The sequence below is a fragment of the Variovorax sp. H27-G14 genome (assembly GCF_046156345.1).
Classification (GTDB): Bacteria; Pseudomonadota; Gammaproteobacteria; order Burkholderiales; family Burkholderiaceae_C; genus Variovorax.
Genome location: NZ_JAYLVN010000002.1, coordinates 576,592 through 587,254, shown reverse-complemented (window position 1 = coordinate 587,254; position 10,663 = coordinate 576,592). Strand labels below are relative to the sequence as shown.

Below are 10,663 nucleotides of genomic sequence, written 5' to 3'. Positions count from 1 at the left end.
GCCCTGGAGTGCCCTGGAGTCCGCTCAGCTCGCGGCTGCGGGCGGGGCCACGGTGCCGATAGGCGCGTTGTTGCCCCACAGCGGCGCTTGCTCGAACTGGGCCACCCACTGCACGATGTCCTTGGCCGCCATCGGCATGGCGATGCCGTAGCCCTGCGCCAGCGTGCAGCCCATGGCCAGCAGCGCGTCGCCCACCTTCACCGTTTCGACACCCTCGGCCACCGCCGTGAGGCCCAGCGCATTCAGCAGCGCCAGAATGCCCTGCACGATGGCGCGGTCCTGCTCGTTGTCGAGCATGCCGCGCACGAAGGACTGGTCGATCTTCACGGCCGACACCGGCAGCTGGCGCAGGTACGTCAGCGACGAATAGCCGGTGCCGAAGTCGTCGATGGTCACGGCCACGCCCAGCGCCTTGCAGGCCTCCACGAACAGCGCCACGTTGGCAAACTGGCTGATGGCCGTGGTCTCCAGAATTTCCAGCTCCAGCATGCCGGCGCCCAGCTTGGGAAACTGCGACAGGTGGCGTGCCAGCCGGTCGACGAAGTCCCAGCGCATCATGTGGCGCGGCGCCACGTTCACGCTCACTGAAATGTGCAGGCCCGCCTGGCGCCACTGGTGCGCCTGCCACAGCGCCGTGGCAATCGCCCAGTCGCCCACCTGCTCGACCAGCGCATCGTCTTCGATGAGCGGCACGAACTGAATGGGGGGCAGCAGGCCGCGCTCCGGGTGCTGCCAGCGAATGAGCGCCTCCACGCCGATCACCACGCCGCGCTGCATGTCGACCTTGGGCTGGTACACAAGGAAGAACTCGCCCTGCAGCAGCCCCTCTTGAATGCGCTGGCGTTCGCGCACGATCTGCTCGTCGGCGCGCGCCTGCGGTGCGTCGAAGTAATGCACCTTGCCGTCGGCCGCGCGCTTGGCGAAGAAGGCCGCGTGCTGCGCCTGGCGCAGCGCGGTTTCTGGCGGCGGGCCGTTGCTGTCGAGCATCATGGCGCCGATGCTGGCGTCGATGCTGGCGGGTTCGTCGCGCCAGGCCCAGGGCTCGGCCAGCGCGGTTTGTATGCGTTCGAGCACCTGCGCGCATTGCGAGGTGCCCAGGCCGGCAAACACAGCCGCAAACTCGTCGCCGCCCACACGGGCCATCACGCTTTCGCGCGGCAACTGCGCCTTGACGCGGCGTGCCACCTCTTCGAGTGCGGCGTTGCCCGCGACCATGCCCAGGCGATCGTTGAGCTCGGCGAAGCGATCGATGTCGATGTAGCAGACTGCCGCCAGGCGCTTGCCCGCGCGGGCCCAGTCGGCCATCAACGGGCGCAGCACCTCGTCCGGCGGAAGGCGTGCCGAGCCGTCGTAGTGGGACGGCAATGAGACTGGGGGTTGCGTGTTCGACAAAAGACTGTGGCTCCGGGAAGTCGCGGACTATTGTTCTACCAATTCGGGGCGTTCTGCGCTTTGACGCCCGGAATTGTTACAGGCGCGGTATGCGCACAACACTCGTGCATGCATGATGCCTCGCAAAGGCCCTCCGAGGCTAGCCACAGTAGGCCCCCACCACCCGCCCCGACGGCTCGACCTGCACATTGAGCCGCATCTTGTCCTGGGACGGATCGGCGGCGTCGGTGGCCAGCACATTGCGTGCAACGTTGGCACCGGCGCGCTGGCGCATTTCTTCGAGCAGGGACGCGCTGGCACGCAGGCCCAGCCCAAAGCGCGCGGCGGCCGCCTTGCAGGTGTCGGGCGGCGACTCGAAGCTGGGCGGCTCCGGCACTTCGGAGGTCAGCGGGCGGTCTTTCGGAGGCGACTGGCATGCGGCCAGCAGGCCGGTCAGGGCCAGGGCTAGAACCAGAGCCACGGCCGACGGCCAGCGCAGATCGCGAAGATGGCGCCGTCTTCGGCTTGCTGGGCTGTTCGTCATGCGCATTGTTCTTGCTCCTTGAAACTGAGCGCAGGTTAAGCCAGCGGCACGCTCGGCATCAACTAATTAACGCCGCAGCGGCTTGGCTGCATGTTCGAGGCGTATGCTGAAAGCGACGCTCGCAGACCCGGCCCACCCGCCGCATTCCTCATGACACAGCAGCAGCCTGCCTCCACCGTTTTCTTGATCGACGTCGACAACACCCTGCTCGACAACGACCGGGTCATCGCCGACCTTCGCACCCATCTGGAGGACGCCTTCGGCGCCGACAGCGCCAACCGCTACTGGCGCGCCTTCGAGCAGTTGCGCGGCGAACTGGGCTACGTCGACTACCTGGGCGCCCTGCAGCGCTACCGCGCCGAGGAAAGCAGCCGCGGCATGAGCGACTCGCGCCTGCTGCTCATGTCGAGCTTTCTCATCGACTACCCCTTTGCCGAGCGGCTCTACCCCGGCGCGCTGGAGGCCTTGAAGCACCTGCGCCGCCACGGGCCCACGGTGATTTTGTCGGACGGCGACGTGGTGTTTCAGCCGCGCAAGGTGCAGCGCTCGGGCCTGTGGGAGGCCACCGAGGGCCGCGTGCTGATCTACGTGCACAAGGAGCAGATGCTCGACACCATCGCCCAGTGTCATCCGGCCAACCACTATGTGATGGTGGACGACAAGCTGCGCATTCTGTCGGCCATGAAGGCCATCTGGGGGCCGCGTCTGACGACCGTTTTCGTGCGGCAGGGGCACTATGCGCTCGACACGCAGGCCATTGCCGCCTACGCACCCGCCGACATCACCATCGAACGCATCGGCGACCTGATCAACTTCGACTTTCCATCGACATGAGCCAAGCCACCAACCCTCTCGCGGGCCAGCCCGCCCCGCTCGACCTGCTGGTCAACGTGCCGCGCCTCATTTCTGCCTACTACACAGGCCGGCCCGACCCGTCGGTGCCCAGCCAGCGCGTTGCGTTCGGCACCTCGGGCCACCGGGGCTCCTCGTTCGACGACGCGTTCAACGAATGGCACGTGCTGGCCATCAGCCAGGCCATCTGCGATTACCGCAAGCAAAAGGGCATCGACGGCCCGCTGTTCCTGGGCATGGACACGCATGCGCTGTCCACGCCGGCCTTCAACACCACGGTGGAAGTGCTGGCCGCAAACGGCGTGGAGCTGATGCTCTCCAAGGACGACGAATACACGCCCACGCCGGCCGTGTCGCATGCCATCCTGGTCTACAACCGTGGCCGAACCAGTGGCCTGGCCGACGGCATCGTCATCACGCCTTCGCACAACCCGCCCGAAAGCGGCGGCTTCAAGTACAACCCGCCCAACGGCGGACCGGCCGGCACCGACATCACATCGGCCGTGGAGGCCGCGGCCAACAAGATGCTGGCCAACAAGCTCGAAGGCGTGAAGCGCATGCCGCTCGCGCAGGCCCTGCACGCAGCCACCACGCACCGGCACGACTACCTGAACACCTACGTCGAAGACCTGGCCCAGGTGCTCGACATGGACGCCATTCGCGGCGTGAACATCGACCTGGGTGTCGACCCGCTGGGCGGCGCGGGCGTGCACTACTGGCCGGCCATTGCCGAGCGCTACAAGCTCTCGCGGCTCACCGTGCTCAACCAGGAGGTCGACCCGACCTTCCGCTTCATGTCGCTCGACTGGGACGGGCGCATCCGCATGGACCCGTCCTCGCCAGACGCCATGCACAAGCTGATCGAATTGAAAGACCGCTTCGGCATCGCCTTCGCCTGCGACACCGACCACGACCGCCACGGCATCGTGGCCGGCAGCAGCGGGCTGATGCAGCCCAACAGCTACCTCGCGGTGATGATCGACTACCTGTACACGCACCGCCCGCAGTGGCCCGCGCAGGCGGCCGTGGGCAAGACGGTGGTCAGCAGCCAGATGATCGACCGCGTCGCCGCGCGGCTCGGGCGCAAGCTGTATGAGGTGCCGGTGGGCTTCAAGTGGTTTGTCGACGGGCTGGTCGACGCCTCGCTGGCCTTTGGCGGCGAAGAGAGCGCGGGCGCCACATTCCTGCGCCACGACGGCTCCGTGTGGACCACCGATAAAGACGGCATGGTGCCCGCCCTGCTGTCGGCCGAGATTGCCGCGCGCACCGGGCGCGACCCGGGCGAGCGCTACGCCGAGCTGACGCAGGCGCTGGGCCAGCCGGTGTCCGACCGGGTGGACGCGGCGGCCACGGTCGAGCAGAAGAAGCGGCTGTCGAGCCTGTCGCCCGAGCAGATCCGCTCGACCGAACTGGCGGGCGACAAGATCGTCGACGTGCTGAGCCATGCGCCGGGCAACGGTGCGGCCATCGGCGGCGTGAAGGTGGTTACCGCCAACGGCTGGTTTGCGGCGCGGCCCTCGGGCACCGAGAACATCTACAAGATCTACGGCGAGAGCTTCAAGGGCAAGGAGCACCTGGCGCGCATCCTCGAAGAGGCGCAGCAGGTGGTGGACGGAGCGCTGTCGGGCAGTTGAGCGCAATGCACACGCTGGTGCTGCGGCTGAACCCGGGCGACGACCTGCGTGCGTCGCTCGATCTTGCGCTGCGGCACAGCGGCGGCGAGGCCGCTTTCGTGGTGTCGGGCATCGGCAGCCTGCACGGGGCGAGCGTGCGGTTCGCAGGTGCCGAGGCGCCGACCCGCATCGAAGGCGACCTGGAAATCCTTACGCTGGCCGGCAGTCTGTCGCCGGACGGCTCGCACATTCACATCAGCGTGTCGGATGCGCAAGGCCGGGTCGTCGGCGGGCATGCGGCGCCGGGCTGCTTGGTGCGCACCACGGCCGAGATTCTGGTTGCGCTGCTGCCAGAGTGGCAATTTGCGCGCACGCATGATCCGCTGACCGGCTACGCCGAACTCGCGCCGCGCGAGCGGCGCTGAGCCGCAGGTCAAGGCTCGGGCTCAGGCTTCGAGCGACTCCACGCGCAGTGTGGTCACCGCACCCGTCACCTCAGCGCGCGCCTGCAGCGCATGAACCGCCAGGTCGAGCGTGCCCTGCACCACCGGGCCGGTCAGCACCAGCACCTGCGGGCTCATGCCCGGTTTTTCTTCCGCCAGCGCAACCTGCCGAACCGGCACCTTCTGCTCTGCAAGGCAGGCCGTCACCGCCTGGATGTGGCTGATCGCGCAGACCGGCACACGAAGGTAATGCGAGGTGTGCACGGCCGCGCGCGGCAGCACGGCGAGCTCGTTCGTCGCATGGGCATGAACGCCAAGGTGCGGCACATGGCGCGCGGCGTCCACGCTGTCGAGTCGGGCCAGGTCGACCAGGTCGGCGATCACCGCGGAGGCTGTCTGCTCCGATCCGGCGCCCGCGCCGTAGTACATCGTGAGGCCGGCCGCATCGCTCTTGACCATGACCGCGTTCATCGAGCCGTTGACATGGGCCATCAGGTGCTCGGCCGGCACCAGCACGGGCTGCACGCGCAGCTCGACACCCGTTGTCTGTCGGCGCGCCACGCCCAGCAGCTTGATGCGAAAGCCCAGTTGCTCGGCGCAGGCCACGTCCGCCCCTTGCAATGCAGTGATGCCCTCGACCTGCGCATCGGCAAAGCGCAGCGGCATGCCGAAGGCGTTGGCGGCCAGCAGGGCCAGCTTGTGGGCGGCGTCGATGCCTTCGATGTCGAAGGTGGGGTCGGCCTCGGCATAGCCCAGCGCCTGGGCCTGGGCCAGGGCGGCGGCAAAGTCCAGGCCCTCGTCGCGCATCTTGCTGAGAATGAAATTGGTGGTGCCGTTGATGATGCCGGCCACCCATTCGATGCGGTTGGCCGCCAGGCCTTCGCGCAGCGCCTTGATGATGGGAATGCTCACGGCCACGGCGCCTTCGTAGGCCACGGCCAAGCCTTTTTTGCGCGCGGCGGCAAAGATCTCGGTGCCGTGCACGGCCAGCAGCGCCTTGTTGGCCGTTACCACATGCTTGCCGTGCGCAATGGCGGCCAGAACCCAGTCGCGCGCAGCGCCGGTGCCGCCGGCCACTTCCACCACCACGTCGACGTCGGGGTGCGTGGCGACCTGCATCGGGTCGGCGGTGAGCGCCACGCTGTCGCCCACGATGCCCGCCGCGCGCTCAAGGTTGCGCGCCGCCACGATCACCAGTTCGATGGCACGGCCGGCACGCGCCGCAATGTCCGCCTGGTTGCGCGCCAGCACCCTGAAGGTGCCCGAGCCCACGGTGCCGATGCCGATCATCCCCACGCGCAGGGTGCGGTTCACCGCGGGGCGGCGGTGCAGGGGCTCGAGGGATTCAACGGGGTCGCGGTACATGGGACATCTCCTGACGAAAAAAAGAAAACCCAGCTGCCAGAGCTGGGTTCATTCGTTCGGGGAGAGAGCGATACACCAGGTGGCTGCCGAAACGGCCACCTGCGCGAGCTAGGTGGCCGCGGTGGTAATGGTGGTAATCATTCGAGCAACAACCATCGCCTGCACGGAGGCAGGCGGCATCATGCAAGCCATCAGGGCTGCGCTGGATGTGGGGTGGAAGTGTGGGCTCGGCATGAGGCGCGGAGTGTACAGGAGCAAGGCCGCGTTCGGCTCAGGGCGCGGCCGACAGCCGCTTTTCGAGCCACACGCTGTAGCGCGACAACCCGAAGCACAGCACCCAGTACACCGCCGCAATGAAGAGGTAGCCCTCGAGGTAGAACGGCCGCCATGTCGGGTCGCCGCCCAGCGCCAGGCCCAGGGCACCGGTCAGCTCGAACAGGCCGACCACCGTGACCAGCGAGGTGTCCTTCAGCGTGCCGACCACGCTGTTGGTCAGCGCGGGCACCACCAGGCGCAGCGCCTGCGGCAGCACGATGTCGCGCTGCACCGGCCAACGGCCGAAGCCCAGCGCCATCGCCACTTCGGTCTGCCCGCGCGGCACGGCCTGCAGGCCGCCACGGATGATTTCCGCGAGGTACGCGGCCACGAACAGCGTGAGCCCGGCCAGCACGCGCACCAGCACATCGGGCTGCCAGCCGGCCGGCCACAACAGCGGCAACAAAAACGACGCCATGAACAGGACAGAAATCAGCGGCACGCCGCGCACCAGCTCGATGTAGCTCGCGCTCAGCGTGCGCACCACCGGCCAGCCCGATCGCCGGCCCAGCGCCAGCAGCAGCGCGAGCGGAAAGGCCAGCGCCAGCCCCACCACCGCCAGCCCGATGGTCAGCGGCAAGCCGCCCCAGCGGCTGGTGGGCACGTGCGGGAGCCCGAGCACGCCGCCGCGCATCAGCAGCACGAACAGCAGCAGCGCCACCGCCCACAGCGGCACCAGCCACCAGCGCCAGCTGCGCGGCCACGCACTGAGCACCGTCACGGCGGACAGCACCACCACCGCGATGGCCGGGCGCCATTGCTCTTCGTACGGAAAGCGCCCGAACAGCATCGGGCGCCACTTCTCGGCAACCACGCCCCAGCACGCGCCGTGCTGCACCGCGCGGCAGGCTTCGGCGTCGGGCCGGAACACCGCATGCACCACGCCCCACTCGATGGCATGGAACCCGCCCCACGCCAGCAGCGCCAGAAGCAGCAGCGTGGCCAACGCGCGCAGCGGCGAACCCCACAACTCGCTGCGCCACGCGATCGGGCCTTGCGCAACGTTTCTCATTGCCAGCCTCGCAGCGCGACGCGCGCGTTGTAGCGGTTCATGCCGAAGGAGATCAGCAGCGACAGCAGCAGGTAGATCGCCATGATGATGGCGATGCACTCGAAGGCACGCCCGTTCGAGCCGATGGTGGTGTTCGCAATCGATACCAGCTCCGGATAGCCCACGGCCACCGCCAGCGAAGAATTCTTGGTGAGGCTCAGCAGCTGGTTGGTCAGCGAAGGCACGATCACCCGCAGCGCCTGCGGCAGCACCACGATGCGCAGCTGCTGCGCCGACGACAGCCCCAGCGCCTGCCCCGCCAGCACCTGCCCCTGCGACACCGACAAAATGCCGGCGCGCACGATCTCGGCCACGAAGGCGGCCGAATAAAGGCTCAGTCCCGCGACGATGGTCACGTACTCCGGGCTCAGCGCCGCGCCGCCGGTCACGCCGAAGTCGCCGCGCTCAGGCCATTCGAAATGCGTGGGCCACCAGCCGCCCTCGCCCGCCACCGGCCACGGCACGCTCAGCCCGGCCTTGCTCAGCCACACGCCCGGCAGCAGCCGCACGGGCTCGGTGGGGTCGGGCAACAGGTTGGCCATGGCGAAGGCCAGCATCAGCAACTGCACCAGCAGCGGCACGTTGCGCAGCAGCTCGACATACGCAGTGCAGATGCCGCGCAGCAACACGTGCGGCGCGAGCCGGCCGATGCCGATCAGCGTGCCCAGCACCACCGAGAAAATGGCCGCCGGCACCGCCGCGCGCACCGTGTTGATCAGCCCCGCCAAAAACGCGCGCCACGAAGGCTGGCTCGCGTCGAAGTCGAGCCAGCCCTCGCTGATCGAAAAGCCCGCGGGCTCGGTGAGAAAGTCGAAGCCGGAGCGAACGCCGCGCGCGCGCAGCACTTCCAGCGCATGGTGAACCACCCACACCGCGCCGGCCGCCACGGCCAGCACCAGCGCCGCCTGGACGGCCCACGCCAGCCAGACCCCGCGGCGCGAGGCCCCGCCGTTCATCGAACCGGGGGTGCGTAGATCAGGCCGCCCTTGCTCCAGAGATTGTTGGAGCCGCGCGGCAGCTTGAGCACCGACTTGGGCCCGACGTTGCGCTCGAACATCTCGCCGTAATTGCCCACGGCCTTGATGGCGCGGAACGACCAGTCCTTGTCCAGGCCCAGCAGCTTGCCCAGGTCTTCACCCGTGCCCACCAGGCGCTGCTGCGCCGGGTCCTTGCTGTTGGCCTTGAGCTCGTCGGCATTGGCCTGCGTGACGCCGGCTTCCTCGGCCTCGATGAGCGCGTTGGGCACCCACTTGGCAATGGCAAACCATTCGTCGTCGCCGCGGCGCACCAGCGGTGCCAGCGGCTCTTTAGAAATGAGCTCGGGCAGGATCAGGTAGTCGTCGGGGTTCGGCGCTTCCTTGTTGCGCAGGCCGGCCAGCGCCGAGGCGTCGGTCGTGAAGGCCTGGCAGCGGCCCGAGAAGAAGGCCTTGAACGAGGCCTCGAAGCTCTCGAACACCACGGTCTTCACCGGAATGCCTTGCGCGCGGAAGTAGTCCGACACGTTCTTCTCGTTGGTGGTGCCCGACTGCGTGCAGATGGTCGCGTTCTTCAGCTGCTTGGCGCTCGTCACCTTGAGCTTCTTCGGCACCAGGAAGCCCTGGCCGTCGTAGTAGGTGATGGTGGTGAAGTTGAAGCCCAGCGAGGCGTCGCGCGTGAGCGTCCAGGTGGTGTTGCGCGCCAGGATGTCGATTTCACCGGCCTGCAGGGCCGAGAAGCGCTGCTGCGAATTCAGCGGCACAAAGTCGACCTTCTTGCCGTCGCCCAGCACGGCCGCGGCAATGGCGCGGCAGGTGTCGACGTCCAGGCCCGACCAGTTGCCCTGCGTGTCCGGTGCGGAGAAGCCCGCCACGCCGTTGGTCACGCCGCATTTGACGGTGCCACGTTGCTTGACGGCGTCCAGCGTCTTGCCGGCAAAGGCCGGCGCGGCTGCGGCCAGCGCGAGGACGGAAGCGGCTGCGAGCAAGGCCGGGCGGAATGGTTTGTTCATGGGTGTTCTCCTCACAAGTAAGCAAAAGGCAGTGTACGGGCCGACACCAGCCCGCGCCAAAGAACTCCGGGTTGGATGCATATGCCTCACAAGAACTGCCGAAAAGCGCCGCAGGTTCACTACCATACGGCCCTTTCATCACTTCCACTGGAACCTACACAAATGGTCAAATCCGACGACACCGGCAAGTTCATCCTGCGCGTTTCGCTTGGCGTCCTCATCCTGCTGCATGGCATTGCCAAGCTGCAGGGCGGCGTCGGCTTCATCTCCGGCATGCTCGCCCAGCACGGGCTGCCGGGCGCGCTGGCCTACCTGGTCTATATCGGTGAGGTGGTGGCGCCCGTGCTGCTGATCATCGGCCTGTATACGCGGCCCGCCGCGTGGATCGTGGCCATCAACATGCTCGTGGCATTTGCACTGGTTCACGCCAAGGACCTGACCTCGCTCGGCAAGCAAGGCGGCTGGGCGCTGGAGCTGCAAGGCATGTTCCTGTTCGCGGCCATCGCCCTCGCCTTCATGGGTGGCGGGCGCTTCGCGCTGAGCAGCAAGTACAACTGATTCGGCTCAATCGTCGTCCGCTGCATCGAGGCCTGGAAACAGGACCTCGGTGTAGCCGAAACGAGAAAAGTCGCGCACCCGCATCGGGTAGAGCTTGCCCAGCAGGTGATCGACTTCATGCTGCACCACGCGCGCATGAAAACCGGTGGCCACCCGGTCGATCGGGTCGCCGTACAGGTCGAACCCGGTATAGCGGATGTTGGCGAAGCGCGGCACCACGCCACGCAGGCCCGGCACCGACAGGCAGCCTTCCCAGCCCTCTTCCTCGTCGTCGTTCAGCGGCGTGATGACGGGGTTGAGCAGCACGGTGCGGGGCACCGCTGGCGCATCGGGGTAGCGGGGGTTGACGACATCGGTGCCGAAAATGACCAGTTGCTGGTCCACGCCGATCTGCGGGGCTGCGAGGCCCGCGCCATTGACCGCATGCATGGTCTCGAACATGTCGCGCACCAGCAGGTGCAGCTCGTCGGTGTCGAAGGCGGTGACCGGCTGCGCAATGCGCAACAGCCGGGGGTCGCCCATCTTGAGGATTTCGTGGATGGCCATGGCGGAATTATCGCGACA

Annotated in this window: 11 protein-coding genes; 4 read left to right on the top strand and 7 right to left on the bottom strand. The window is 67.5% G+C overall.

From position 1 onward, the window contains the following. Nucleotides 1-24: 24 nt before the first annotated feature. Together VLK31_RS08285 and VLK31_RS08280 are read right to left on the bottom strand one after the other, a co-directional pair. Complete coding sequence (locus VLK31_RS08285; protein ID WP_409167894.1) at nucleotides 25-1,365, bottom strand: putative bifunctional diguanylate cyclase/phosphodiesterase; 1,341 nt, start codon at nucleotides 1,363-1,365, stop codon at nucleotides 25-27. A gap of 166 nt (nucleotides 1,366-1,531) precedes the next feature. After that, nucleotides 1,532-1,915 carry a hypothetical protein gene (locus VLK31_RS08280; protein WP_409167893.1) on the bottom strand — a complete coding sequence of 128 codons (384 nt, stop codon included), beginning with the start codon at nucleotides 1,913-1,915 and terminating at the stop codon, nucleotides 1,532-1,534. A 150-nt stretch (nucleotides 1,916-2,065) separates the two neighbouring features. Here VLK31_RS08280 and VLK31_RS08275 point away from each other — a divergent pair, with 150 nt between their 5' ends. Genes VLK31_RS08275 through VLK31_RS08265 form a run of 3 tightly spaced genes read left to right on the top strand, consistent with a single transcriptional unit; the run spans nucleotide 2,066 to nucleotide 4,805 of the window. Continuing rightward, nucleotides 2,066-2,749 (top strand): HAD family hydrolase, encoded by a 684-nt coding sequence (locus tag VLK31_RS08275; RefSeq protein ID WP_409167892.1) that lies wholly within the window; start codon nucleotides 2,066-2,068, stop codon nucleotides 2,747-2,749. Beyond that, the gene (gene pgm / locus VLK31_RS08270; protein ID WP_409167891.1) at nucleotides 2,746-4,401 is read left to right on the top strand and encodes a phosphoglucomutase (alpha-D-glucose-1,6-bisphosphate-dependent); all 1,656 of its coding nucleotides are present in this window, start codon (nucleotides 2,746-2,748) and stop codon (nucleotides 4,399-4,401) included. The genes VLK31_RS08275 and pgm overlap by 4 nt, the downstream gene beginning before the upstream one ends. 5 nt (nucleotides 4,402-4,406) lie before the next feature. Next, nucleotides 4,407-4,805, top strand: coding sequence for a PPC domain-containing DNA-binding protein (locus VLK31_RS08265; RefSeq protein ID WP_409168050.1), 399 nt, complete (start codon nucleotides 4,407-4,409; stop codon nucleotides 4,803-4,805). Nucleotides 4,806-4,826: 21 nt separating this feature from the next. Here the strand turns inward: VLK31_RS08265 and VLK31_RS08260 are convergent, their stop codons facing one another. The 4 genes from VLK31_RS08260 to VLK31_RS08245 form a co-directional block, all read right to left on the bottom strand. Next, nucleotides 4,827-6,188: a homoserine dehydrogenase gene (locus tag VLK31_RS08260; protein WP_409167890.1), complete on the bottom strand. Its 1,362-nt coding sequence runs from the start codon at nucleotides 6,186-6,188 to the stop codon at nucleotides 4,827-4,829. Nucleotides 6,189-6,459: 271 nt separating this feature from the next. Next, complete coding sequence (locus VLK31_RS08255; RefSeq protein ID WP_409167889.1) at nucleotides 6,460-7,515, bottom strand: amino acid ABC transporter permease; 1,056 nt, start codon at nucleotides 7,513-7,515, stop codon at nucleotides 6,460-6,462. Beyond that, nucleotides 7,512-8,510, bottom strand: coding sequence for an ABC transporter permease subunit (locus VLK31_RS08250; protein WP_409167888.1), 999 nt, complete (start codon nucleotides 8,508-8,510; stop codon nucleotides 7,512-7,514). The genes VLK31_RS08255 and VLK31_RS08250 overlap by 4 nt, the downstream gene beginning before the upstream one ends. Beyond that, complete coding sequence (locus tag VLK31_RS08245) at nucleotides 8,507-9,541, bottom strand: amino acid ABC transporter substrate-binding protein (protein ID WP_409167887.1); 1,035 nt, start codon at nucleotides 9,539-9,541, stop codon at nucleotides 8,507-8,509. Before VLK31_RS08245 ends, VLK31_RS08250 begins: the two co-directional genes overlap by 4 nt. 162 nt (nucleotides 9,542-9,703) lie before the next feature. Between VLK31_RS08245 and VLK31_RS08240 the strand changes: the two genes are divergently transcribed. Further along, nucleotides 9,704-10,099 (top strand): DoxX family protein, encoded by a 396-nt coding sequence (locus VLK31_RS08240; protein ID WP_409167886.1) that lies wholly within the window; start codon nucleotides 9,704-9,706, stop codon nucleotides 10,097-10,099. 6 nt (nucleotides 10,100-10,105) lie between these two features. Here the strand turns inward: VLK31_RS08240 and def are convergent, their stop codons facing one another. Further along, on the bottom strand, nucleotides 10,106-10,645 hold the full coding sequence (def, locus tag VLK31_RS08235) for a peptide deformylase (protein ID WP_409167885.1): 540 nt from the start codon (nucleotides 10,643-10,645) through the stop codon (nucleotides 10,106-10,108). Nucleotides 10,646-10,663: the final 18 nt, after the last annotated feature.

What these genes read in the sequence shown, in the direction of transcription:
- VLK31_RS08280 (WP_409167893.1), bottom strand. Translation starts at nt 1,915, where the DNA reads ATGACGAACAGCCCAGCAAGCCGAAGACGGCGCCATCTTCGCGATCTG.
- VLK31_RS08275 (WP_409167892.1), top strand. Translation starts at nt 2,066, where the DNA reads ATGACACAGCAGCAGCCTGCCTCCACCGTTTTCTTGATCGACGTCGAC.
- pgm (WP_409167891.1), top strand. Translation starts at nt 2,746, where the DNA reads ATGAGCCAAGCCACCAACCCTCTCGCGGGCCAGCCCGCCCCGCTCGAC.
- VLK31_RS08265 (WP_409168050.1), top strand. Translation starts at nt 4,407, where the DNA reads ATGCACACGCTGGTGCTGCGGCTGAACCCGGGCGACGACCTGCGTGCG.
- VLK31_RS08260 (WP_409167890.1), bottom strand. Translation starts at nt 6,188, where the DNA reads ATGTACCGCGACCCCGTTGAATCCCTCGAGCCCCTGCACCGCCGCCCC.
- VLK31_RS08255 (WP_409167889.1), bottom strand. Translation starts at nt 7,515, where the DNA reads ATGAGAAACGTTGCGCAAGGCCCGATCGCGTGGCGCAGCGAGTTGTGG.
- VLK31_RS08250 (WP_409167888.1), bottom strand. Translation starts at nt 8,510, where the DNA reads ATGAACGGCGGGGCCTCGCGCCGCGGGGTCTGGCTGGCGTGGGCCGTC.
- VLK31_RS08245 (WP_409167887.1), bottom strand. Translation starts at nt 9,541, where the DNA reads ATGAACAAACCATTCCGCCCGGCCTTGCTCGCAGCCGCTTCCGTCCTC.
- VLK31_RS08240 (WP_409167886.1), top strand. Translation starts at nt 9,704, where the DNA reads ATGGTCAAATCCGACGACACCGGCAAGTTCATCCTGCGCGTTTCGCTT.
- def (WP_409167885.1), bottom strand. Translation starts at nt 10,645, where the DNA reads ATGGCCATCCACGAAATCCTCAAGATGGGCGACCCCCGGCTGTTGCGC.